Here is a 21,790-nt window from a genome sequence, read left to right as displayed (position 1 = left end):
CTGGACCCGGGATCGCGGATATTGAGGTATGATCCACCCAACAATGCCGCTATCGGGGAATGTCATGCCTGGAGATGGCGAGGATCTGGACCGGTTCGAGCGCGCCATCCTGGCGGCGCTGCAGCGCAACGCCCGGCAGAGCGTGCAGGAGTTGGCCGACGCCATCGGCCTGTCGACCTCGCCGACCTGGCGGCGGCTGAAGGCGCTGGAGGAGCGCGGCGTGATCAAGGACTACGTCGCCCGGGTCGACCCGGCCAAGCTGGGCTTCGGCGAGACCGCCTTCGCCCATGTCACCCTGGCCAAGCACGATGGCGAGCAGATCGCGGCCTTCGAGAAGACCATCGCCGAGCGGCCGGAGGTGCTGGAGTTCTATTCGATGACCGGCTCGGCCGACTACATCCTGCGGATCGTGACCAAGAGCCCGCTGGAGTACGAGAAGTTCCTGAAGGAGGTGATGTTCACCAGCCCCGCGGTGCAGCACATCAGCTCGAACTTCGCCCTGAGAGAGATCAAGAACAGCGTGGCGATACCGGTTTAGGCGTCAGGCCCCCTCCTCCGTCATTGCGAGCGCAGCGAAGCAATCCATGCCAGGCGGCGCCATGGATTGCTTCGTCGGCTTCGCCTCCTCGCAATGACGAGGGGCGTGGCGGAGGCGGCTCTCCTCACCCTCGGTACCCCGGCTCCTCCTCGTCCAGGATGGCCTTGACGTTGTCGAGGTGGTCGGCGGCGAAGCTGATGTAGCCGCGCCATTGCTGTTCGGTCAGCCGGGCGACGTCGTCGGGCAGCACGCGCAGGGGCTGGCCGGTGCCGTAGCAGGTGATCAGGGTCTCGGCCGCGCGCTCGAAATAGTACAGCTCGTCGAAGGCGTCGGCAACGGTGGCGCCGATCACCAGCACGCCGTGATTGGCCATCAGCAGCACCGTCTTGCCCTCGGTCATCAGCGCGGCCTGGCGGTCGCCCTCCTCGTCCGACAGGGCCATGCCGGCGAAGCCGTCATCGATCGCCACCCGGCCGAAGAAGCGCGCCGTGTTCATGTCGATCGGATGCATGGTGCTGTCGGCCAGGCTGGCCAGGGCGGTGGCGTATTTCGAATGCAGATGCATGACGCAGCGGGCCTGCGGCAGCCGCGCATGCAGCCGGGCGTGCAGGTACCAGGCGGTGGGGTCCGGCGCGTCCGGCTTGTCCAGCGTGGTCGGGTCATGGGCGTCGAGCAGCAGCAGGCTGCCGGCGGTGACCCGCGAGAAGTGCAGCCGGCACGGGTTGATCAGGAAGCGCGACCCGTCTTCGGAGACCGCCACGCTCATGTGGTTGGCGATCGATTCATGCATGCCGAGCCGCGCGAACCAGCGGAAGGCGGCGGCCAGGTCAACCCGGGCCTCGGTGTCCGCCTCCCGAGCGGACGCGGCGGCGGGGTGCAGCAATGCCGTCATCGTTAGGGCTCCTTCAACGCTGCGCCAGTTCCCAGGCGGGATGGATCCATACCGGATGATCCTGCCGCGGCAGCGGCGGCCGGCCGCGGATCAGGTCGCTGACCTTCTCCGCGATCATGATGGTGGGCGCGTTGGTGTTGCCGCTGACGATCGCCGGCATCACCGAGGCGTCGACCACGCGCAACCCCGCCACGCCATGCACCCGGCACTGCCCGTCGACCACGCTGGACCCGTTTCGCCCCATGCGGCAGGTGCCGACCGGGTGGTAGCAGGTCTCGATGCCCTGGCGCAGATAGGCGTCGATCTCGTCATCCGTGCGCACGGCGGGGCCGGGATAGATCTCTTCGCCGCGGAACGGCGCCAACGCCGGCTGGGCCAGGATCTCGCGGGTCAGCCGGACCGAGGCGCGCAGGTCGTCGCGGTCCTGCGCCTCCTTCAGATAGTCGAAGCGGATCGCCGGCGGCTGGGCCGGGTCGGCCGAGCGGATCCTGACGTGCCCCAGGCTCTTGGGCCGCATCAGGTCGATATGCACCTGGAAGGAATGGCCGCCGACATCCTCGACCGTGCCGGGCTTGATGGCGATCGGCATGAAGGTCAGTTGCAGATCGGGGTGCTCGATCCCCGGCCGGCTGCGGATGAAGCCGCCGGCCTCGAAATGGTTCGACGCCGCCGGGCCGGACTTGCCGGCGAACCAGCGCAGCCCGGTGGTCAGCTTGGCGAGGCCGCGGTTGACCCCGAACAGCGACACCGGCTGCGGGCAGCGGTGCTGGATGACGATGTCGGGGTGGTCGTTCAGGTTGGCGCCGACGCCGGGCAGGTCGACCAGCGGCTGGATGCCCAGCGCCGCCAGCTCGTCGGCGGCACCGATGCCGGAGAGCTGCAGGATCTGCGGCGAGTTGATCGCCCCGCCGGACAGGATCACCTCGGCCGCGGCCCGGGCGGTGGCGACCCGCCCCTGCCTGGCGTATTCGACGCCGACCGCCCGGCCGCCCTCGAGCACGATGCGGCGGACCAGGGCGCCGGTCAGCACGGTGAGGTTCGGGCGTTTCCGCGCCGGCTTGAGATAGGCGCGCGCAGCACTCCAGCGCCGGCCGCCGCCGGTGGTGCGGTCGATCCGGCCAAAGCCTTCCTGGCGCTCGCCATTGACGTCGTCGGTCAGGCCGTAGCCGGCCTCGGCGCCCGCCCGGAGGAAGGCTTCGGCCAGAGGCGACGCGGCGGGGTCGGGCGCGAAGACGGACAAGGGCCCGTCGCCGCCATGATAGGCATCGCCGCCCAGGCCGTGCCGCTCCGCCCGCTTGAAATAGGGCAGCACGTCGGCATAGGCCCAGCCCTGCAGCCCCATCTGGGCCCAGGCATCGTAGTCGCGGGCATGGCCGCGGATATAGACCATGCCGTTGATCGAGGACGACCCGCCCAGCACCCGCCCGCGCGGATGGGTCAGGCGGCGGCCGTCGAGATACGGCTCCGGGTCCGAGACGTAGTTCCAGTTGAACCGGTCGGAGGACAGCAGGCTGCCGACCGCCGCCGGCATGTGGATCTGCCAGCTGCGGTCGGCCGGCCCGGCCTCGAGCAGCAGCACCCGGACCGCCGGGTCCTCGGTCAGCCGCGCCGCCAGGACGCAGCCGGCCGAGCCCGCGCCGACGATGACGTAGTCGTATCGATGATTGGTCGTGGCCATCGTCGGGTCGCCCTTCAGCCGGCTTCGGGGCGGATCGCCTGGTGGCACAGCCGGTGGAAGTGGCGCACCAGGTGCTCGCTGCGATTGTCCGGCGTCTCGCCGATGATGTAGCGGCCATGGCTGAAGCCCATCGACCGCAGCCCCTTCTGGTTCGAGATGTTGAGCTGGATGTCCTCCGGCCCGAGGTCCTGGTTCATCCAGCGGATGCAGGCCTTGGTCACCTCCGGCAGCGCGCGGCCTTCCGGGCCGTAATAACCGAAGCGCAGCAGCGAGGTCTCGGGCCCGGTCGGGATCATGATGAAGGTGCCGACCACGTCGGAATAGGGGAAGGCGTAGATCGTCGCGTTCGGCCACAGCCCGAGGTTGAAGAACCAGTCGGTCTGCCAGGTCGCGCCCTCCAGCTTCACGCCATAGGCCTCGGTGACGCCCTTTCGCGGCGGGCCGATATAGGTCCACCAGTCGCCGCGCGGCGTCAGCTCGTAGCCGTCGAAGTCGATCAGCTGGGTCAGTTCGCGGTGCACCGGGCCGGAATAGGTGAAGTGGTAGCCCTCGATCGAGTTCTCCTGGATCACCTTCCAGTTGGCCGCCACCGGCACGTCGACCTCCTCGATCAGCACCAGCCGGTCGAGATCGGGCAGGAAGCGCCGGGCCTGGGCCTCGGCGCCCGGCGCCATCTCGGCCACCGGCCGGGCGTCGGCGTCGAGGTTGACGAAGACGAAGGAGGCGAAGACCTCAACCCGCACCGGCTTCAAGCCGTGGTCGGCCTTGTCGAAATTGGTCAGGCATTCGGTGCGCGGCGCCCCGCGCAGGGCGCCGTCGAGGCCGTAGGTCCAGGCGTGGTAGCCGCAGGTGATCGCCCGGGCCTTGCTGCGCCGGGTTTCGACCAGGCGGTTGCCGCGGTGCTGGCAGACATTGTGGAAGCCGCGGATCTGGGCGTCCGCCGCCCGCATCACGATCACGCTCTGGTCGAGGATCGTCTCCATCACCACGTCGCCCGCCTCGCGGAAATCGTTGATGTGGCCGACGAGGTGCCAGGACTTCAGGAAGATCTTCTCCCGTTCCTCCCGGTAGATCGATTCGTCGTAGAAGAACGGGGCGGGGAGGGAATAGCCGGCAGCTTGGTCGGCCGCGCTCCACACGGTGTCTGCACCCATCGTCATCTCCTTGTCCGGGTGCCCGGTCGCTTGGGGCCCGCTGGCTTGGCGTTGACCGGAGAATGGGGGCGTCTGCCGCGGCCCGACCTGTCCTTTTTCGCCATGCCGATGTCGATTTCTGTCCATCCCACCCCATCATGGGGTGGCATGCTGGTCGGCATGCGCACCCTGGCCTTCCTGGTCCTGCCGGAATTCTCCAGCCTCGGCCTCGCCGCGGCGATCGAGCCGCTGTTCGTCGCCAACTGGCTGGCGCAGGAGCGGCTGTTCGCCTGGACCGTGGTCTCGGCCGATGGACGGCCGGTCCGGGCCAGCAACGGCGCGGTCACCCCAGTCGACGGCGACCTCGACGCGGCCGAGGGCTGCGGCACGGTGTTCGTGCTGGCCAGTTTCGAATCCTCGACCGCCGCCCGGCACCGGCCGGTGCTGCAGCGGCTGCGCCGCCTGGCCCGCTTCGGGGTCGAGATCGGCGGCATCGAGAACGGCAGCCAGGCGCTGGCCGAGGCCGGCCTGCTGGACGGCCACAGCGCGGCGATCCACTGGGACAACCTGACCGGGTTCCAGGAGCGCTATCCCGCGGTGCATGCGGTGCCGCAGCTCTATGCCGTCTCCGGCGACCGCATCACCTGCGCCGGGGCCGCGGCGATCCTCGACATGATGGTGGCCTGGATCGGCCGGCAGGCCGATGCCGGGCTGGCCGGCGAGGTCGCCGAGCACCTGCTGCTGGGCCGGGTCCGCCCGCCGGAGACCGAACAGAAGACGCTGGGAGACGAGCCGGCCCGCCGGGCGCCCGATCCGGGGGTGGCGCGGGCGCTGGACATCATGCGCGGCACCCTCGACGAGCCGCTGCCCTGCGCCGCGATCGCCGGCCGCATCGGCCTGTCGCTGCGCCAGCTCGAGCGCCGCTTCCGGCAGGAGCTCGGCCGGTCGGTGCTGAGCCAGTACGGGCTGCTGCGCATGGCCAAGGCGCACCAGCTGCTGCAGCAGACCGACCTCAGCGTCACCGAGATCGCCTTCTCCTGCGGCTTCCCCTCGCCGGAATACTTCTCGCGCCGCTACCGCGCCCAGTTCGGCTGCCGGCCCAGCGCCGACCGCCGGCAGGCCACCACCGCCCCGGTGCTGCGCCAGAAGCCGGCAAAGCCGCATGACCGCCATTCATTGACCGGTCGATCAGAGAATTCTTGATCTGCGCGGCCGATGATCCGAGGCTGGGCGACGACGAATCGTGAACGGATCCGAGGTCATGGCCCGAACCCGCGCCCAGGACTACGACGAGAAGCGGCAGGCGATCCTGCACCAGGTGGCGGAGCTGTTCGCCCGGCACGGCTTCACCGGCGCCTCGCTGAGCCTGATCGCCAAGGCCTGCGGCATGTCCAAGGCCCTGCTGTACCACTACTACCGCGACAAGGAAGCGGTGCTGTTCGACATCCTGTCGAACCATCTGTCGCTGCTGGTCGCGGCGGTGGAGAAGGCGGCGGCGGAGCCCAACGGCGCCCGCGACCGGCTGCACGCCATCGCCGCCGCGCTGCTCGAATCCTACCGCAACGCCGATGCCGAGCATCAGGTGCAGATCACCAGCCTGAAGCTGCTGCCCGCCGACCAGCAGGAGCAGCTGAAGGAGATGGAGCGCACCCTGGTGCGGATCTTCTCCGACGCGCTGGCCCAGGCGGTGCCGCAGGTGGCGGCCGACCGCACCCGGCTGATGCCGCTGACCATGTCACTGTTCGGCATGCTGAACTGGCATTACCTGTGGTTCCGCGAGGGCAAGGGGCTGAGCCGCGCCGACTATGCCCGGATGGCGACCGAGCTGGTGCTGTCCGGCGCCGCGAACGCCCTGGCGGCGGTGCCGTCGCCGGAGGGGGACAAGCCCGCTTCCCGCAAGCGGACGGGCACCGCCTGATCTCGATCATCCCGGCCCTCGCCATGCCCCGAACCGCCCTGGACCGGATCCTGGAGACCCTGAGGGCCGAGCCGTCGCGGACCTGGTCGATCATCATCACCCTCTATGGCGACGCCGTCGTGCCGCGCGGCGGGTCGCTGTGGCTGGGCACCCTGTCCACCTTCCTGCACGCGATCGACATCGGCGACGGCGTGGTGCGCACCGCGATGTCGCGGCTGGCCGCCGATGGCTGGCTGGAGCGCAGCCGGGTCGGCCGCAACAGCTTCTACCGCCTGGCCGACAAGGGGCGGGAGACCTTCCGGTCGGCGACCCAGCACATCTACAACGCCCATCCGCCGGCCCCGGGCCGCGGCTTCGAGCTGGTGCTGCTGGGCCCAGGGATGGAGCAGGGGGGACCCGAACGGGAGGCGGCACGGACGGCGCTGCAGGACGCCGGATTCGGCGCCGCGGCCCCGGGCGTCTGGGTGGCCCCGGCCGGCACCCCGATCCCGCCGGCGGCGGCCGATGCGCTGCGCCTGGACGCCGCGGCCGACCCCGACACCGGCCGCCGGCTGGCGGCGCTGAGCTGGCCGCTGGACGAGACCGCCGCCGCCTATCGCCGCTTCCTCTCGGCCTTCGGCCCGCTGCGCGAGGCGCTGGCGGCCGGCGAGGCCCTGTCCGAGCTGGACAGCTTCATCGCCCGCATCCTGCTGATCCATGGCTGGCGCCGCATCATCCTGCGCGACCCGATCCTGCCGGCCGACCTGCTGCCGCCGGACTGGCCCGGCGCCGCCGCCCGCGCCCTGTGCGCCGACCTGTACCACCGGCTGCTGCCCGCCTCGGAACGCTGGCTCGACGCCCACGGCCAGACCGAATCCGGCCCCCTGCCCCCGCCCGGCCCCGAGCTGCGGGCCCGGTTCCGGTAGTGGGCGATCTCCAGGCGTAGGTTGGGTTCGCGTTCGCGAACCCAACATCCCACGGCCAGCGCCAGTGTTGGGTTCGCTACGCGAACCCAACCTACGATATGTTACGGAAAATATTGACTATCTATTTTCTTGTGACATATAATCCAGCGAAGATCAGGGAGGATGCTGGACGCCATGTACACGCAAGCCCTCAACGCCACCGCCAATACCGCCGCCCGCCCAAACGCCAAGGGGCCCGTCGAGGACGCCGCCCTCGCCGCCCGGTTCCAGGAGCGGGTCGATGCCGAGGAGCGGATCGAGCCCAATGACTGGATGCCCGAGGCCTATCGCAAGACGCTGACGCGGCAGATCTCCCAGCACGCCCATTCCGAGATCGTCGGCATGCTGCCCGAGGGCAACTGGATCACCCGCGCCCCGTCGCTGCGGCGCAAGGCGGCGCTGCTGGCCAAGGTGCAGGATGAATGCGGCCACGGCCTGTACCTGTACGCCGCGGCGGAGACGCTGGGCACGGCGCGGGAGGAGCTGGTCGACCAGATGCTGTCCGGCCGCGCCAAGTACTCCTCGATCTTCAACTATCCGACCCTGACCTGGGCCGATATCGGCGCCATCGGCTGGCTGGTCGACGGCGCCGCGATCATGAACCAGATCCCGCTGTGCCGCTGCTCCTACGGCCCCTATGCCCGCGCCATGATCCGGGTGTGCAAGGAGGAGAGCTTCCACCAGCGCCAGGGCTACGAGATCATGGTCACCCTGGCCCGCGGCACGCCGGAGCAGAAGGCGATGGCGCAGGACGCGCTGAATCGCTGGTGGTGGCCCTGCCTGATGATGTTCGGCCCCCCGGACGGCGACAGCCAGCACAGCGACACCTCGACCAAATGGAAGATCAAGCGCTTCTCCAATGACGAGCTGCGCCAGAAATTCGTCGACGCCACCGTGCCCCAGGCCCAGTTCATCGACCTGACCCTGCCCGACCCGGACCTCAGGCTGAACGCCGAGACCGGGCATTGGGACTACGGCGCGATCGACTGGAGCGAGTTCAAACAGGTGCTGGCCGGCAACGGCCCCTGCAACCGCGACCGGCTGGCCGCCCGCCGCAAGGCCCATGACGACGGCGCCTGGGTGCGCGAGGCCGCCCTGGCCTTCGCCGCGAAGCGCCGCGCCCGCGCCGCCGCCTGACCCCGGAGGATCCAGCATGACCAGCCAGACTATTCCCCTCTGGGAAGTCTTCATCCGCAGCCGCAACGGGCTGGCGCACAAGCATGTCGGGTCGCTGCACGCGGCCGACACCACCATGGCGCTGCAGGCGGCCCGCGACCTCTACACCCGCCGCGGCGAGGGCCTGTCGATCTGGGTGGTGCCGTCCAACGCCATCACCGCCTCCGACCCCGCCGACAAGGGCATGATGTTCGAGCCGGCGGCCAGCAAGATCTATCGCCACCCGACCTTCTACGACGTGCCCGACGAAGTCGGGCATATGTGATGGTCACGACTTCGATCACCGTCGCCGAGACGCCGCTGGTCCGCACCGCCCTGGCGCGGGCGGACGACGCCCTGATCCTGGGCCACCGCCTGTCGGAATGGTGCGGCCACGCGCCGATGATGGAAGAGGACATGGCGCTGGCCAATATCGGGCTCGACCTGATCGGCCAGGCCCGCGCCCTCTACGCCTATGCCGCCGAGGTCGAGGCCGCCGGCAATGACGAGGACCGCTACGCCTATCTGCGCGACGTCGGCCAGTACCGCAACCTGCTGCTGGTCGAGCAGCCGAACGGCGACTTCGCCCGCACCATCGTGCGCCAGCTGTTCTACTCCGCCTTCGCCGACCCCTATTGGCGGGCGATGATGGCCTCGTCCGACCCGACCCTGGCCGCGATCGCCGCGAAGTCGGAGAAGGAGAGCGCCTATCACCTGCGCCACAGCGCCGAATGGGTGATCCGCCTGGGCGACGGCACCGCGGAGAGCCATGCCCGGGCCCAGGCCGCGGTCGACGAGCTGTGGCCCTACACCGGCGAGGCCTTCGAGCCGGATGACGGCGACCTGGTCGGCCGCGGCGCCGCCATCGACCCGGCGGGCCTGCGCGAGACCTGGTCGCGGACCGTGACCGAGATCCTGGCCGAGGCGACGCTGACGGCGCCGGCCCCCGGCTGGATGCAGCGCGGCGGCCGGGACGGCCGGCACGGCGAACATCTCGGCCACCTCCTGAGCGAGCTGCAGTACCTGCAGCGCAGCTTTCCGGGGGCGAAGTGGTGACGAGGTCCGGAGCCTCTCCCATTCCTTCCGAGTCCCCCCTCCCCTTGCGGGAGGGGGCTAGGGGGAGGGGTCTGCACGCGTCCGCGTGCGAAGAGTCCCTGTCCTCCGCGGCGTCCGGATCAGCTCGGCTCGCCCCTTGGTCGGCTCAGGCGGAAACAACCCCCTCCCCCTACCCCCCTCCCGCAGGGGGAGGGGGGACTCAGAAAGAAGCCGCGGAGGAGTTGCGCCAGCGCGCCTGGAACGCCGCGTCCACCGTGGTCGACCCGGAGATCCCGGTGCTGACCATCGCCGATCTCGGCATCCTGCGCGACGTGGCGGTGCATGACGGCCGGGTCGAGGTGGCGATCACCCCGACCTATTCCGGCTGCCCGGCGATGAGCATGATCGGGCTGGAGATCGAGCTGGCGCTGGAGCAGGCGGGCATCGCCGGCGCCCGGGTGCGGACCGTGCTGTCGCCGGCCTGGACCACCGCCTGGATGACCGCGGAGGGCCGCCGCAAGCTGGCCGAATACGGCGTGGTCCCACCACAGGAGGGTGGTGGACGCCGCGCCCTGTTCGGGGAGGACACCCTGCCCTGCCCGCGCTGCGGGTCGGTCCACACTGAGCGCCTGTCGGAGTTCGGCTCGACCTCCTGCAAGGCGCTGTGGCGCTGCACCGACTGCCGCGAGCCGTTCGACTACTTCAAGTGCCACTAACGGCCGGGAGCCGCCGATGTCCACGCCGCGCTTCCACCGCCTGACCATCCGCGACCTCAGGCGCGAGACGGCCGATGCGGTCTCGATCGCCTTCGACGTGCCGGACGGGCTCGACGCCGATTACCGCTTCAATCCCGGCCAGTACCTGACCCTGCGCGCCACCATCGACGGCGAGAATCTGCGCCGGTCCTATTCGATCTGCTCCGGCCCCGACGATGCCGAGCTGCGGATCGCGGTGAAGCAGGTGGGCGTGTTCTCCGGCTGGGTCAACCGCACGCTGAAGCCCGGCGACGCGATCGAGGTGATGACCCCGACCGGCCGCTTCGGCGTGCCGCATACTCCCGATAAGGGGCGAATCCATGTCGGCTTCGCCGCCGGGTCGGGCATCACCCCGGTGCTGTCGATCCTGCGCGGCGTGCTGAGCCGCGAACCCGACAGCCGCTTCTTCCTGTTCTACGGCAACCGGTCGACCGAGGAGATCGTGTTCCGCGAGGCGCTGGAGGAGCTGAAGGACCGCTTCATCGGCCGGCTCTCGGTGTTCCACGTGCTGTCGCAGGAGGAGCAGGACCTGCCCATCCTCAACGGCCGGCTGGATGGCGACAAGGTCCGCCGGCTGCTGCGGCTGGTGGTGCCGGCCGAAGCCGTCGACCACATCTATCTCTGCGGCCCCGAGGGGATGAGCCACGAGATCGAGGCCGCCCTGGCCGGGATCGGCGTGGCGCCCGAAAAGGTGCATGTCGAGCGCTTCGTCTCGGCCTTGGGTGGCCGACCGCGGCCGAAGCCCCCCCTCTCATCGTCCGGCGCGCCGGCCCCCGACATGCCCAGCCGGATGGCCGCTCTGACCGTCGACGGCAAGCGCCGCGAGGTGCCGGTGGCCGAGGGCGAGAGCATCCTGGACGCAGCGCTGCGCGCCGGCATGGACCTGCCCTACGCCTGCAAGGGCGGCATGTGCTCGACCTGCCGCGCCCGGCTGGTCGAGGGCGAGGCCGAGATGGACGTCAACTATTCGCTGGAGCCCTGGGAGCTCAAGGCCGGCTTCATCCTGACCTGCCAGGCGCACCCCAGGACCGACCGGGTGGTGGTGGACTACGACCACGTGTGAGGTCAGGCCGGCGATACCCGGACAAGCCGGCCAAAGACGCCCCAGGATGGCCATCGGGCCGGATCGAGCCTATATTGAGGGGTATGACGAAGCCCGTTCAGATCGATCCGCCTGAGGATCCCGAGATCGCCGCAAAGCGTGCCGCGATCCTCGAAGGCATCGCGTCTGCCGACGCCGGCAAGGTCGTCCCGTATGAGGATGTGCGGCGTTGGCTGCTGTCCTGGGGCACCAAGGACGAGCTGCCGCCGCCTGAATGTCCGTAATCCTCACTGCGGATGCCTTGGCTGACTTGGCGAGCATCCGGGCCCATATCGGTGAGCACAACCCGTTTGCCGCAACCAGGATCGCAATCCAGATCATCGCGACCTGCGATCGTCTCGAATATCTTCCTGAGCGCGGTCGGCTCGGCATTGTCCCGGGGACCCGCGAACTCACAGCCATGTGGCCCTATGTGATCGTCTATCGGATCACACCGGCCGCCGTGGAGATCCTCCGCATCTGGCACGGAGCGCAGGATCGCTGACGCCAGCGAGGAAACCGGTCCCGCTACCCCTTCGGCCGCTTGTCGATCACCCGCTTGGCCTTGCCGGCCGAACGCTCGATCGATCCCGGCGCCTGGATCACCACCCGCGCCGACACCCCGATCGTGTCCTTGATCCGCGCCGTCAGCCGCTCGGCATGGACAGCCAGGCCCGACCCGTCCCAGGCCTCCGGCCGCGCCTCGGCCAGCACCGTCATCTCATCCAGTCGCCCCGGGCGACTGAGCTCGATCAGGAAATGGCCGCCGCACCAGTCGCAGGCCAAGAGCGCCTCCTCGATCTGGGTCGGGAAGACGTTGACGCCGCGCAGGATGATCATGTCGTCGGACCGGCCGGTCACCTTCTCCATCCGCCGCATGCCGGGCCGCGCGGTGCCGGGCAGCAGGCGGGTCAGGTCGCGGGTGCGGTAGCGGATGATCGGGAACGCCTCCTTGGTCAGCGAGGTGAAGACCAGCTCGCCGATCTCGCCGTCCGGCAGCCCCTTGCCGGTGACCGGGTCGATCACCTCCGGCAGGAAATGGTCTTCCCAGACATGCAGCCCGTCCTTGGTCTCGACGCATTCCTGGGCGACGCCGGGGCCGATCACCTCCGACAGGCCGTAGATGTCGGTGGCATCCAGGGCGAATTCCTGCTCGATCTCCTGGCGCATGGCGTTGGTCCAGGGCTCCGCCCCGAAGATGCCGAAGCGCAGCGAGCTATCGCGCGGGTCCAGCCCCTGGGCGCGGAAGCCGTCAAGGATCGCCAGCAGGTAGCTCGGCGTCACCATGATGATGTCGGGCCGGAAATCGGTGATCAGCTGGACCTGGCGCTCGGTCATGCCGCCCGACATCGGCACCACGGTGCAGCCCAGCCGCTCCGCCCCGTAATGGGCGCCCAGGCCGCCGGTGAACAGGCCGTAGCCATAGGCGACATGCACCATCATGCCCGGCCGGCCGCCGGCGGCGCGGATCGACCGCGCCATCACCGTCGCCCACATGTCGAGATCGGCCTGGGTGTAGCCGACCACGATCGGCTTGCCGGTGGTGCCGGAGGAGCCGTGGATCCGGGCCAGCCGCTCGCGCGGCACGGCGAACAGGCCGAAGGGGTAGTTGTCGCGCAGGTCTTGCTTCACCGTGAACGGGAACCTGGCGAGGTCGGACAGGTCGCGGAAATCGGACGGATGCACCCCGGCCGCGTCGAAGGACCGGCGGTAATGCGGGACGTTGTCGTAGGCGTGACGCAGCGACCAGGCCAGGCGCTGGCACTGCAGCGCCATGATCTCGTCGCGCGACGCCCGTTCGGCGTCGTCGAGCCCTGGGATCGTCGCCATCGTCCCCTCCCTGTGCTGTTCTCAGCCTTCAGCGGCCCGGTCGATGAAGGAGCCGCCGACCGTCCGGGAATGGCCGCGGAACTCCGCGATCACCGTCTCGCCGACCGCGACGCTGACGTCGTAGAGGCCCGAGCGGCCGGACCGCGACACCTCCCGCGCGGTCGCCACCAGCCGGTCGCCCAGCGTGCCCGGCCGCAGGAAGGTGATGCTGCAATGGGCGGCCACGGTGCGGTCGCCGTAGGAGTTGCAGGCGAAGGCGAAGGCCGAATCCGCCAGGGTGAAGATGAAGCCGCCATGGGCGGTGCCGTGGCCGTTGGTCATGCCCGGGCGCAAGGTCATCGCCAGCCGCGCCCGGCCGGGACCGACCTCGAGGATCTCCATGCCGAGGTCGCGGCTGGCGCTGTCGTCCCGCCACATCGCTTCGGCCGCGGCCTTTGCCACCGCCTCGGCCTCCGCCCCCGTGGTCGCCTTCATCACGCCTGCCCCGTGAACTTGGCCGGCCGCTTCTCGATGAAGGCGCGGACGCCTTCGGCATAATCCGCGGTCTGCCCCGCCCCGCGCTGCAGGTCGCGCTCGAGGTCGAGCTGCTGGTCCAGGCTGTTGCCGGAAGAGGCGTCGAGCGCCTGCTTGATCAGCGCCAGGCCGTGGGTCGGCTGGGTCGCGAGATGGGCAGTCAGCGCCGCGGCCTCCGCCATCAGATCGGCGTCGTCGACCGCCTTCCAGATCAGGCCCCAGTCCGCCGCTTTATCGGCCGGCAAAGGTTCGGCCAAGAGCGCCAAGCCACGGGCGCGGGCGGCGCCGACCAGCCGCGGCAGGGCGTGGGTGCCGCCGGAATCGGGCACCAGCCCGATCCTGGCGAAGGACTGGATGAACTTGGCCGAGCGGGCGGCGAGGACGATGTCGCAGGCCAGGGCGATGTTGGCCCCGGCCCCGGCGGCGACGCCGTTGACGGCGCAGACCACCGGCTTCGGCAGGGCCCGCAGGCGGCGGATCAGCGGGTTGTACAGCCCGTCCAGCGTGGCGCCGAGATCCGGCGCCTGGCCGCTGGTGGCGCGGTCGCTCAGATCCTGCCCGGCGCAGAAGCCGCGGCCCGCCCCGGTCAGCAGCACCGCGCGGCAGCCGGCATCGGCCTCGATCTCGGCCAGCGCCGCGGCCAAGGCGCGGTGCATCTCCTCGGTGAAGGCGTTCAGCCGGTCCGGCCGGTTGAGCGTCAGCACGCGCCAGCCGTCGCGGCGGTCGACCAGAACCGTTGGCTCCAAGGTATCCTCCTCCGGTCGGGCCCTATCCGAGCCTCTTGAATTGAACGATCGATCGGTTAATTCTTAAGGCCGGGACCCGGCTTGTCAATCGCCAACGCGGACGGTCGCCGGGCCATCGGGAGGACGCCATGACCGCCATCCTGCAGAACTATGCCGTGGACCGCTGGACCGCGCCGAGCGAGGGGCTGGCCGACATCGCCAGCGCCATCGACGGCCGGGTGGTGGCCCGGCTGTCCAGCCGCGGCCTGGACTTCGGAGGCATGGTGCGCCACGCCCGCACGGTCGGCGGCCCGGCGCTGCGCCGCTTGACCTTCCACCAGCGCGCCGACCTCTTGAAGGCGCTGGCGCTGTACCTGTCCGAGCGCAAGGAGCCGCTCTACGCCCTGGCCGCCGACACCGGGGCGACCCGGCGCGACAATTTGATCGACATCGACGGCGGCCTGGGCACGCTGTTCGCCTATGCCTCGCGCGGCCGGCGCGAGCTGCAGAGCGAGCGCTTCGTGGTCGAGGGCGGGGTCGAGCCGCTGTCCAAGGGCGGCAGCTTCGTCGGCCTGCATGTGCTGACGCCGCTGACCGGCGTGGCCGTCCACATCAACGCCTTCAACTTCCCGTGCTGGGGCATGCTGGAGAAGCTGGCGCCGGCGATCCTGGCCGGGGTGCCGGTGATCACCAAGCCGGCCTCGGCCACCGCCTATGTCGCCGAGGCGCTGGTCAGGCTGATCACCGAATCGGGGATCCTGCCCGAGGGCAGCCTGCAGTTCATCGCCGGCGGCACCGGCGACCTGCTGGACCATCTGACCGGGCAGGACCTGGTCGCCTTCACCGGGTCGATCGCGACCTCGGAAAAGCTGCGCAACCACCCGGCGATCTCGCGCAACGCCGTGCGTTTCGTGGCCGAGCGGGATTCGCTGAACGCCGCGGTGCTGGGCCCGGATGCGACGCCCGACACGCCGGAGTTCGACCTGTTCGTCAAGGAGGTGGTGCGCGAGGTGACCGCCAAGGCCGGGCAGAAATGCACCGCCATCCGCCGCGTGCTGGTGCCCCGGGCGCTGGAGAACGACGTCATCGCGGCCCTGGGCCAGCGGCTGTCCGGGCTGGAGATCGGTGATCCCCGGCAGGAGAGCGTGCGCATGGGCCCGCTGGTCAGCACCGCCCAGCGCGAGGACGTCCGCGCCGCCATTGCCGAGCTGGCCACCGAGGCCGAGATCGTGGTCGGCGACCCTGCCCCAACGGCGGCAACCATCGGCGCCCCCGGCGGCGCCTTCCTGGCCCCGGTGCTGCTGCGCTGCACCGACCCCGCCCGCGCCCGCAAGGTGCACATCGTCGAGGCCTTCGGGCCGGTGGCGACGGTGATCGCCTATGACGGGCTGGACCAGGCGGTCGAACTGGTCGGCCGCGGCGAGGGCAGCCTGGTGGCGTCGATCTACACCCATGACGATGCGGTGGCCGACGCGCTGGTGTTCGGCCTGGCGCCGTTCCACGGACGTCTTCTGGTGCTGGACCGCGACTGCGCCAAGGAATCCACCGGCCACGGCTCGCCGCTGCCCGGGCTGGTGCATGGCGGCCCCGGCCGGGCCGGCGGCGGTGAGGAGCTGGGCGGCATCCGCGGCGTGCACCACTACCTGCAGCGCACCGCCCTGCAGGGGTCGCCGGCTCGGCTGGCGGCGCTGACCCGCAGCTGGATCAAGGGCGCCCCGGCGCCGGTGCCCGCCACCCACCCGTTCCGCCGCAACTACGACGAGATCCAGGTCGGCGAAACGGTGGAGACGGCATCGCGCACCATCACCATCGCCGACATCGAGCATTTCGCCGGTTTCACCGGCGACGCCTTCTACGCCCATATGGACGAGGCGGCGGCCAAGGCGAACCCGTTCTTCCCCGGCCGGGTGGCGCATGGCTATCTGATCCTGTCCTTCGCCGCCGGCCTGTTCGTCGACCCGGCGCCCGGCCCCTTGCTGGCCAATTACGGGCTGGACGATTTGCGATTCCTGAAGCCGGTGTCGCCGGGGGATTCGATCCGGGTGCGGCTGACGGTCAAGCGCAAGACCGCGGCGCGCAAGCCGGAATACGGCGAGGTGCGCTGGGACGTCGAGGTGTTCAACCAGGACGACGAGACCGTCGCCCGCTACGACCTCCTGACCATGAGCGCAAGGCCCGTGGCGGCCTGAGGCCAAATATGGTTGCGGGGGATAGGCCTGAGCCCACCCCCTCACCCGGAAATCCTGCGATTTCGGGTGAGGGGGTGGCTCAGGCCCGTCCACGCCTCCGGCCCCGGATACCGCACATGACAGTTTAAAATAGAACACAGCGAAGAAATACATATCCATAAGTTGTCTTCGTGCCTGGCTATCTCCGACCAAAATAGACTTTATCTCAAATTTCCGAGACTTGACCGGCACGACTCCGGGTGTTTCCGGCTATCACGACTTCGGATCTGTCACCGAACCGTCATCGGAAAGCTGCTACGAAGCGTTCTGGATTCCCTCGATACTTCTCGAGGGGGAATCTCTCGAATCAACCTGGGGGACAGAATGGAACGCACCAAGACGCAGCGCGCGGGCCGCGCCATCGGCTGGCTTTCGGCCCTGATCCTGGCCGGAACCTTCACGGCGGAACGGGCCTGGGCCTGGGGCCACACCGGCCATGTCGAGATCGGCGAGATCGCCGCCGAGGCCCTGCCCGACACCATCAAATCCATCCTGCGCACCGACCGCTGGTCGGATGACGCCGAGACCGCGATCTCCGAATGGAACGCCGAGCTGGACGTGTCCAAGGGCGCCGGATCGATCCACGACTTCGAGCGCGACCCGGGCCATTTCATCGACATCGACGATGCCGGGCTGGTGTTCGGCATCGTGCCGTTCAGCGCCATGCCGGGGTCACGCCGCGACTTCGACACCGCGCTGCGCGCCGGGGGCCAGACCCAGTACGGCACCGGCTACCTCTACTACAGCATGGTCGATGGCTGGCAGCAGGTGCGGAAGGACTTCGCCTATGTGCGCGCCTTCACGGTGGGGCTGCGCACCGCGTCGAACCGCGCCGACCGCGACTTCTTCGTGGAGCAGCTGGCGCTGCGCCGCAAGCTGCTGCTGCGCGACATCGGGGTGTGGGGCCATTACGTGGCCGACGGCAGCCAGCCGATGCATGTCTCGGTGCATTTCAACGGCTGGGGCAACTACCCCAACCCGAACAACTACACCACGGCGCCGATCCACGCGCCGTTCGAAGGCGCCTTCGTCAAGAGCTTCGTGACCGAGCGCGCCATCCGCGCCGCCCTGCCGCGCTACCGCGACTGCGGCTGCCAGATCGAGCAGCGGGTGCATGACTACCTGGCCACGACGCTGGCCACCATCGACCAGACCTACCGCCTGGCGCCGGGCAGCGCCAACTACACCACGCCGAATCCGCAGGCGGTCGGCTTCGTGACCCAGCGCGTGGCGGCGGGTGCTGCGGAGCTGCGCGACATGATCATCGACGCCTGGAAGGCCAGCGCCACCGCGACGGTCGGCTTCCCCGTGATCAACGTCACGGACATCGAATCCGGCAAGGTGCGCGTGACCCGCACCTCGTTCTGGAGCGATTGACCGGTCGTTCGGTGAATTGAGCAGGGCGGGCTTCCCTGCCGGCGTCGGCCGGTGGGGGGCCCGTGCCACGCCGCTGCGGGCTCGCGATAACGCCTCTCGGAGAGTCGACCCAAGCAGTCGGGACCTATTTCCCATCGCCGGCCTGCAGTATCGGGTTATTGCATCCTTCTCGAAGATAGGCTTTATTGTGCCGGCGACTTCAGTCGCCAATATTGATATCTGCATATCATATTATTCATATAAAAGAGTTTACGGATTATTTGATTTATTTTGATCGAAAGGATTTTCGAGATGGCAACCTATACCGACACCCAGATCATGATGACGCTGGCCGCCTTCACCGCGGACGGCGCGGCGGCGCGGCCTTCGGGCGAGACGCCGGCGCAGCAGGCCGCCCGGATCGGCCAGGGCATCACCGCCCAGCTGGCGCTGACCGACCTGGCCACCCAGGGCAATTGGAGCCTGACCTGGGTCGGGCTGACCCAGAGCGGCGCCAACCTGGCCTACATCGCCCAGGGGCCGAACGACAGCGACGGCAACTCGACCTATGCCCTGATCCTGCGCGGCACCGTGATGGGCAACCCGATCGACACGGCGCAGGACATGCAGGTCGGGCTGATGCTGCCCTTCGCCGCCGGCGGCACCCCGACCAGCGGATCGGTCGGCAACATCTCCCAGGGCGCCATGGCGGCGTTCACCGACATCGTCATGGGCACCGACCTGGTGTCGCAGCTGGAGAGCAGCGCGCCCTACACCCTGTACGTCGTCGGCCACAGCCTGGGCGGGGCGATGGCGACCACGGTCGCGCTGTTCCTGCAGCAGCTGGTCTCGGCCGGCACCCTGTCGATCACCAGCATCCTGCCCTACACCTTCGCCGCCCCGACCGCCGGCGACGCCAATTTCGCCGCCTGGTTCGACAGCCAGTTCCCCGGCGCCGTCTGCACCTACAACAAATACGACCTGGTGCCGAACGCCTGGGCCACGCTGGCCTCGCTCCCCGGGGGCTTCATCACCCATCCGTTCTATCCCGGATCGAACAGCAATCCGGCCGGACCGGGCCCCACGGCCGAGCCGCTGAACGAGGTGGGCATCCTGATCGACACGGTGGCGAAGGAGACCAACGGCAACACCTATGTCCAGCCGACCCAGCAGGCGGCGCTGAACGGCGGGCCGTCGCCGCTGTTCCTGACCCCCTACCCCCCGGCCGTGACCAACTCGCTGCAGCAGTTCGAACTGCAGGTCGGCTTCCAGCATGGCGGCAACACCTACCTGACGCTGCTGGGCGCCCCGACCATCACCTCCTCGGCCCCGGTCGTCGCCGCGGTCAGCCCGGCCAGCGGCACCATCGCCGGCGGCACCTCGGTGACGATCACGCCGCCGTCCGGCAGCAGCTTCACCGCCGACTGCGTGGTCGATTTCGGCATCGCCCCGGCGGCGTCGCAGACCGTCGCCAGCGACGGGTCCAGCATCACCGCGGTGTCGCCCCCCGGCTACGGCACGGTCGACATCCGCGTCACCAACATGTTCGGGACCTCGCCGGCCGTGCCGGTCTACCCGAACCTGACCGGCGACGACTACAGCGACCAGTACACCTTCAGCGCCTGACCATCTGTCGCGGTGGGACGGCCGGGTTCGGGCTGCCCGACCCGGCCGTTCCCGTCTATCGTGGGATTTCACCCATGATGACGACAGGGGCGGAACGATGACGGCAGCCTGGCCACGCGCGGTGGTGTTCGATCTCGACGGCACGCTGGTCGACAGCGTCGCCGACGTCACCGCCGCCCTGGCCCCGGTGATGCGCGAGGCCCGGCTGGACCCGCTGTCCGAGGCCGAGGTGCGCAGCCTGATGGGGCATGGCGCGCCCGGCCTGCTGCGCGGGGCGCTGCGCCTGCGCGCCGCCGACCCGGGCGAGGCCGGCTGGATGATCCGCGGCTTCCTCGAGCGCTACGCCGAGGTGCCGGCGGCGCGGACCACCGCCTATCCCGGCGCGGTCGCGGCGGTGGCCGGGCTGGCCGCGGCCGGGGTGGCGGTCGGGGTGTGCACCAACAAGGCCGAGGCGATGGCCCGGGCGGTGCTGGACGCGCTGGGCTTCGCCCCGCATGTCCGGGTGCTGGTCGGCGGCGACAGCGGCCATGGCATGAAGCCCGACCCGGCGCCGCTCCTGGCCTGCATCGCCGCCCTCAGCGCGACGCCCAGCGACACCGCCTATGTCGGCGACCACGCGGTCGACGTCGAGACGGCGCGGGCGGCGGGCGTGCGGGTGCTGGTGGTGCCCTTCGGCTATGGCGACGCGTCGACGCTGGACGCCGATGGCGTGGTGCCGGACTTCGCCGGGCTGGCGGGGCTGCTGGGCATCGCGGCCGGCCGCGGCTGAGGCGGGACCACACCGCCTCCCCGATCACAGGAACAGTGTTTTTGCGCCCACTTGCCGCCGCATTCAGGAATGAATGTGCGAAGCTGTGATTTGAGTTGTCTGCGACGCCACCCCCGGCGAGGCCCGCCGGGGGTGGCGATCCAAAGCGGGGGGACCGCCCCCCGACGAGAAGGGGTGGAGCAATGAAGATCGGATGGTGGACCGGGGCTGCGGCCCTGCGGGTCGCCGCGCTGGCCTGTGTCCTCGGCTCGGCCGCTCTGCCGGCCCTGGCCCAGACCGGCGCGGCGGCACCCGCCGGCGCCTCGATGGAGCGCCTGATCAAGGGCGCCAAGACCTATGCCGAATTCCGCAAGGCGGCGCTGGCGGCCGGCTGGACCCCGGTGGTCAATGCCAAATGCTCGCTGGACGTCTACGGCCGCAACGCGCCGATCCAGGGCAACATCTGTCAGCAGCTGACCGAGATCGAGAGCTGCGGCAGCGGCAACTGCCTGATGCGCTTCGAGAACAAGGCGACCGGCGAGAAGGCCGCGGTCACCACCTATGGCGACTACGAGGGCTGGAACGTGCCCGGCCGCGAGGATCTGGCGATCCAGGGCTGGGAGCCGGTCAAGAGCTGGGAAGCCGAGTGATGCGGACCCTCGCCGCCGCCTTTCTGCTGTCGCTCGGCCTGGCCCAGCCGGCATGGTCGCAGGAGGCCGACCGGGTTCCCGATTCCGAGATCCTGGCCTGGGCGGCGGAGGCCTGCAAGGCGAAGGACTTCACCGGCTTCTTCGGGCATTTCGCGCAGAACCCGGCGGTGTTCGCCGCCCATGTCGGGCCCAAGGTCGAGATCCGCCGGCTGGCCGCTCCCCACCAGCTCGTCGCCACCGTCGCGGGCCAGGACTATCGCGACTTCAAGATCGCGATGATCGACTATTCCTGGGTCGACGCCGACTCCGCCGCCCGGGTCGAGGCCGGCAAGGGCGAGAGCTTCGAGGATCTGGAGCTGACCTTCTCCGACCTCGGCAAGGACAGCTGGCGGGTCGGCTACACCAAGGCCGAGTTCCAGGGCGAGCACGAGCTGGTGCGGACCTACGGCCAGCCCGGCGCCTATGTCTTCGCGTTCCGCGACGGCTGCTGGCGCCTGACCCAGGATCTGCGCTGATGGCGGCCCGGCGACACGCCCTGGCGGCCACGGCGTTCCTGGCCCTGGCCGGTGCGCTGCCCGCCGCGGCGCAGGCCGCCACGGCCTGCCCGTCGCAGGACTTCAAGGCGTTCTACGCGGCCTTCGCGGACAGCGCCGAGGTTCAGCGCGCCTTCATCGCCCGCCCGCTGGCGAGCGACACGATCGACGCCGCGGCCGACCCCGAGCCCCGCACCGTCACCACCATGCTGGACGGCGCCGCCCTGGCCTTCCCGGTGCTGCCGACCGCGGCGGAGCGCAAGCGCGACCGGCTGGAGACCCGGATCGCGGCGCTGAGCGCCACCGAGTTCGAGGTCACGCTCGCCGTCGCCGACACCGACCAGCAGCTGCGCTTCCTGTTCCGCAAGACCGCGTGCTGGGAGCTGTACAGGAAGGCCGACGACATCCTGTGACCGGCCGGGACCATGGCCCCACAACCCTGACGATCCGCG

24 protein-coding genes are annotated in these 21,790 nt (G+C 69.8%); 18 read left to right on the top strand and 6 right to left on the bottom strand.

Annotated elements, in window-relative coordinates:
• Positions 1-64 precede the first annotated feature (64 nt).
• Positions 65-538 (top strand): Lrp/AsnC family transcriptional regulator, encoded by a 474-nt coding sequence (locus AB4112_RS32090; protein ID WP_309801979.1) that lies wholly within the window; start codon positions 65-67, stop codon positions 536-538.
• Between the two features lie 124 nt (positions 539-662).
• On the opposite strand, the gene AB4112_RS32085 is transcribed toward AB4112_RS32090, so the two are convergent.
• From AB4112_RS32085 to AB4112_RS32075, 3 genes are read right to left on the bottom strand one after another with little or no spacing between them, the layout of a single operon-like run.
• A complete protein-coding gene (locus AB4112_RS32085) occupies positions 663-1,430 on the bottom strand; it encodes a class II aldolase/adducin family protein (RefSeq protein WP_441725829.1) in 768 nt (255 codons plus the stop codon).
• A 13-nt stretch (positions 1,431-1,443) separates the two neighbouring features.
• Positions 1,444-3,108 (bottom strand): choline dehydrogenase, encoded by a 1,665-nt coding sequence (locus tag AB4112_RS32080; protein ID WP_441725827.1) that lies wholly within the window; start codon positions 3,106-3,108, stop codon positions 1,444-1,446.
• A 14-nt stretch (positions 3,109-3,122) separates the two neighbouring features.
• On the bottom strand, positions 3,123-4,262 hold the full coding sequence (locus AB4112_RS32075; RefSeq protein WP_441725824.1) for an aromatic ring-hydroxylating oxygenase subunit alpha: 1,140 nt from the start codon (positions 4,260-4,262) through the stop codon (positions 3,123-3,125).
• A gap of 147 nt (positions 4,263-4,409) precedes the next feature.
• Between AB4112_RS32075 and AB4112_RS32070 the strand changes: the two genes are divergently transcribed.
• From AB4112_RS32070 to AB4112_RS32025, 10 genes are all read left to right on the top strand, one after another.
• On the top strand, positions 4,410-5,444 hold the full coding sequence (locus AB4112_RS32070; RefSeq protein ID WP_441725821.1) for a GlxA family transcriptional regulator: 1,035 nt from the start codon (positions 4,410-4,412) through the stop codon (positions 5,442-5,444).
• Positions 5,445-5,502: 58 nt separating this feature from the next.
• On the top strand, positions 5,503-6,159 hold the full coding sequence (locus tag AB4112_RS32065; RefSeq protein ID WP_441725819.1) for a TetR/AcrR family transcriptional regulator: 657 nt from the start codon (positions 5,503-5,505) through the stop codon (positions 6,157-6,159).
• Positions 6,160-6,182: 23 nt separating this feature from the next.
• Positions 6,183-7,064, top strand: a complete 882-nt coding sequence (gene paaX / locus AB4112_RS32060) for a phenylacetic acid degradation operon negative regulatory protein PaaX (RefSeq protein ID WP_441725816.1) — start codon at positions 6,183-6,185, stop codon at positions 7,062-7,064.
• 174 nt (positions 7,065-7,238) lie between these two features.
• Positions 7,239-8,240: a 1,2-phenylacetyl-CoA epoxidase subunit PaaA gene (paaA, locus tag AB4112_RS32055; RefSeq protein ID WP_441725813.1), complete on the top strand. Its 1,002-nt coding sequence runs from the start codon at positions 7,239-7,241 to the stop codon at positions 8,238-8,240.
• Between the two features lie 16 nt (positions 8,241-8,256).
• Complete coding sequence (gene paaB / locus AB4112_RS32050) at positions 8,257-8,544, top strand: 1,2-phenylacetyl-CoA epoxidase subunit PaaB (RefSeq protein WP_309801991.1); 288 nt, start codon at positions 8,257-8,259, stop codon at positions 8,542-8,544.
• A complete protein-coding gene (paaC, locus tag AB4112_RS32045) occupies positions 8,544-9,314 on the top strand; it encodes a 1,2-phenylacetyl-CoA epoxidase subunit PaaC (protein ID WP_441725809.1) in 771 nt (256 codons plus the stop codon). Before paaB ends, paaC begins: the two co-directional genes overlap by 1 nt.
• 221 nt (positions 9,315-9,535) lie before the next feature.
• Positions 9,536-10,009, top strand: a complete 474-nt coding sequence (paaD, locus tag AB4112_RS32040; protein WP_441725806.1) for a 1,2-phenylacetyl-CoA epoxidase subunit PaaD — start codon at positions 9,536-9,538, stop codon at positions 10,007-10,009.
• A gap of 16 nt (positions 10,010-10,025) precedes the next feature.
• The gene (gene paaE, locus AB4112_RS32035) at positions 10,026-11,111 is read left to right on the top strand and encodes a 1,2-phenylacetyl-CoA epoxidase subunit PaaE (protein ID WP_441725803.1); all 1,086 of its coding nucleotides are present in this window, start codon (positions 10,026-10,028) and stop codon (positions 11,109-11,111) included.
• 83 nt (positions 11,112-11,194) lie between these two features.
• Positions 11,195-11,374, top strand: a complete 180-nt coding sequence (locus AB4112_RS32030) for a hypothetical protein (RefSeq protein ID WP_441725800.1) — start codon at positions 11,195-11,197, stop codon at positions 11,372-11,374.
• A gap of 26 nt (positions 11,375-11,400) precedes the next feature.
• Complete coding sequence (locus AB4112_RS32025; RefSeq protein WP_441725797.1) at positions 11,401-11,634, top strand: type II toxin-antitoxin system RelE/ParE family toxin; 234 nt, start codon at positions 11,401-11,403, stop codon at positions 11,632-11,634.
• A 23-nt stretch (positions 11,635-11,657) separates the two neighbouring features.
• On the opposite strand, the gene paaK is transcribed toward AB4112_RS32025, so the two are convergent.
• From paaK to paaG, 3 genes are read right to left on the bottom strand one after another with little or no spacing between them, the layout of a single operon-like run.
• The gene (gene paaK, locus AB4112_RS32020) at positions 11,658-12,959 is read right to left on the bottom strand and encodes a phenylacetate--CoA ligase PaaK (protein WP_441725794.1); all 1,302 of its coding nucleotides are present in this window, start codon (positions 12,957-12,959) and stop codon (positions 11,658-11,660) included.
• Between the two features lie 21 nt (positions 12,960-12,980).
• Positions 12,981-13,433, bottom strand: a complete 453-nt coding sequence (gene paaI / locus AB4112_RS32015) for a hydroxyphenylacetyl-CoA thioesterase PaaI (protein ID WP_441725791.1) — start codon at positions 13,431-13,433, stop codon at positions 12,981-12,983.
• Positions 13,433-14,218: a 2-(1,2-epoxy-1,2-dihydrophenyl)acetyl-CoA isomerase PaaG gene (gene paaG / locus AB4112_RS32010; protein ID WP_441725788.1), complete on the bottom strand. Its 786-nt coding sequence runs from the start codon at positions 14,216-14,218 to the stop codon at positions 13,433-13,435. The genes paaI and paaG overlap by 1 nt, the downstream gene beginning before the upstream one ends.
• 128 nt (positions 14,219-14,346) lie before the next feature.
• On the opposite strand from paaG, the gene paaZ reads away from it, so the two are divergent.
• The 7 genes from paaZ (at position 14,347) to AB4112_RS31975 (ending at position 21,751) form a co-directional block, all read left to right on the top strand.
• Positions 14,347-16,386, top strand: coding sequence for a phenylacetic acid degradation bifunctional protein PaaZ (gene paaZ / locus AB4112_RS32005; protein ID WP_441725786.1), 2,040 nt, complete (start codon positions 14,347-14,349; stop codon positions 16,384-16,386).
• Between the two features lie 363 nt (positions 16,387-16,749).
• The gene (locus AB4112_RS32000) at positions 16,750-17,802 is read left to right on the top strand and encodes a hypothetical protein (RefSeq protein ID WP_441725783.1); all 1,053 of its coding nucleotides are present in this window, start codon (positions 16,750-16,752) and stop codon (positions 17,800-17,802) included.
• Positions 17,803-18,093: 291 nt separating this feature from the next.
• Complete coding sequence (locus tag AB4112_RS31995; protein WP_441725780.1) at positions 18,094-19,407, top strand: lipase family protein; 1,314 nt, start codon at positions 18,094-18,096, stop codon at positions 19,405-19,407.
• A gap of 97 nt (positions 19,408-19,504) precedes the next feature.
• The gene (locus AB4112_RS31990; protein WP_441725777.1) at positions 19,505-20,176 is read left to right on the top strand and encodes an HAD-IA family hydrolase; all 672 of its coding nucleotides are present in this window, start codon (positions 19,505-19,507) and stop codon (positions 20,174-20,176) included.
• 182 nt (positions 20,177-20,358) lie between these two features.
• Positions 20,359-20,805, top strand: a complete 447-nt coding sequence (locus AB4112_RS31985; RefSeq protein WP_441725774.1) for a hypothetical protein — start codon at positions 20,359-20,361, stop codon at positions 20,803-20,805.
• Positions 20,805-21,320 carry a hypothetical protein gene (locus tag AB4112_RS31980; RefSeq protein ID WP_441725772.1) on the top strand — a complete coding sequence of 172 codons (516 nt, stop codon included), beginning with the start codon at positions 20,805-20,807 and terminating at the stop codon, positions 21,318-21,320. Before AB4112_RS31985 ends, AB4112_RS31980 begins: the two co-directional genes overlap by 1 nt.
• A complete protein-coding gene (locus AB4112_RS31975) occupies positions 21,320-21,751 on the top strand; it encodes a hypothetical protein (RefSeq protein WP_441725770.1) in 432 nt (143 codons plus the stop codon). The genes AB4112_RS31980 and AB4112_RS31975 overlap by 1 nt, the downstream gene beginning before the upstream one ends.
• Positions 21,752-21,790 lie beyond the last annotated feature (39 nt).

It is taken from the genome of Inquilinus sp. 2KB_23, from assembly GCF_052115705.1.
Taxonomy (GTDB): domain Bacteria; phylum Pseudomonadota; class Alphaproteobacteria; order DSM-16000; family Inquilinaceae; genus Inquilinus; species Inquilinus ginsengisoli_A.
Note: the sequence above shows the minus strand (reverse complement) of the source record. Positions and strands in the feature narration are given on the sequence as shown.

What these genes read in the sequence shown, in the direction of transcription:
- AB4112_RS32090 (WP_309801979.1), top strand. Translation starts at nt 65, where the DNA reads ATGCCTGGAGATGGCGAGGATCTGGACCGGTTCGAGCGCGCCATCCTG.
- AB4112_RS32085 (WP_441725829.1), bottom strand. Translation starts at nt 1,430, where the DNA reads ATGACGGCATTGCTGCACCCCGCCGCCGCGTCCGCTCGGGAGGCGGAC.
- AB4112_RS32080 (WP_441725827.1), bottom strand. Translation starts at nt 3,108, where the DNA reads ATGGCCACGACCAATCATCGATACGACTACGTCATCGTCGGCGCGGGC.
- AB4112_RS32075 (WP_441725824.1), bottom strand. Translation starts at nt 4,262, where the DNA reads ATGGGTGCAGACACCGTGTGGAGCGCGGCCGACCAAGCTGCCGGCTAT.
- AB4112_RS32070 (WP_441725821.1), top strand. Translation starts at nt 4,410, where the DNA reads ATGCTGGTCGGCATGCGCACCCTGGCCTTCCTGGTCCTGCCGGAATTC.
- AB4112_RS32065 (WP_441725819.1), top strand. Translation starts at nt 5,503, where the DNA reads ATGGCCCGAACCCGCGCCCAGGACTACGACGAGAAGCGGCAGGCGATC.
- paaX (WP_441725816.1), top strand. Translation starts at nt 6,183, where the DNA reads ATGCCCCGAACCGCCCTGGACCGGATCCTGGAGACCCTGAGGGCCGAG.
- paaA (WP_441725813.1), top strand. Translation starts at nt 7,239, where the DNA reads ATGTACACGCAAGCCCTCAACGCCACCGCCAATACCGCCGCCCGCCCA.
- paaB (WP_309801991.1), top strand. Translation starts at nt 8,257, where the DNA reads ATGACCAGCCAGACTATTCCCCTCTGGGAAGTCTTCATCCGCAGCCGC.
- paaC (WP_441725809.1), top strand. Translation starts at nt 8,544, where the DNA reads ATGGTCACGACTTCGATCACCGTCGCCGAGACGCCGCTGGTCCGCACC.
- paaE (WP_441725803.1), top strand. Translation starts at nt 10,026, where the DNA reads ATGTCCACGCCGCGCTTCCACCGCCTGACCATCCGCGACCTCAGGCGC.
- AB4112_RS32030 (WP_441725800.1), top strand. Translation starts at nt 11,195, where the DNA reads ATGACGAAGCCCGTTCAGATCGATCCGCCTGAGGATCCCGAGATCGCC.
- paaK (WP_441725794.1), bottom strand. Translation starts at nt 12,959, where the DNA reads ATGGCGACGATCCCAGGGCTCGACGACGCCGAACGGGCGTCGCGCGAC.
- paaI (WP_441725791.1), bottom strand. Translation starts at nt 13,433, where the DNA reads ATGAAGGCGACCACGGGGGCGGAGGCCGAGGCGGTGGCAAAGGCCGCG.
- paaZ (WP_441725786.1), top strand. Translation starts at nt 14,347, where the DNA reads ATGACCGCCATCCTGCAGAACTATGCCGTGGACCGCTGGACCGCGCCG.
- AB4112_RS32000 (WP_441725783.1), top strand. Translation starts at nt 16,750, where the DNA reads ATGGAACGCACCAAGACGCAGCGCGCGGGCCGCGCCATCGGCTGGCTT.
- AB4112_RS31995 (WP_441725780.1), top strand. Translation starts at nt 18,094, where the DNA reads ATGGCAACCTATACCGACACCCAGATCATGATGACGCTGGCCGCCTTC.
- AB4112_RS31990 (WP_441725777.1), top strand. Translation starts at nt 19,505, where the DNA reads ATGACGGCAGCCTGGCCACGCGCGGTGGTGTTCGATCTCGACGGCACG.
- AB4112_RS31985 (WP_441725774.1), top strand. Translation starts at nt 20,359, where the DNA reads ATGAAGATCGGATGGTGGACCGGGGCTGCGGCCCTGCGGGTCGCCGCG.
- AB4112_RS31980 (WP_441725772.1), top strand. Translation starts at nt 20,805, where the DNA reads ATGCGGACCCTCGCCGCCGCCTTTCTGCTGTCGCTCGGCCTGGCCCAG.
- AB4112_RS31975 (WP_441725770.1), top strand. Translation starts at nt 21,320, where the DNA reads ATGGCGGCCCGGCGACACGCCCTGGCGGCCACGGCGTTCCTGGCCCTG.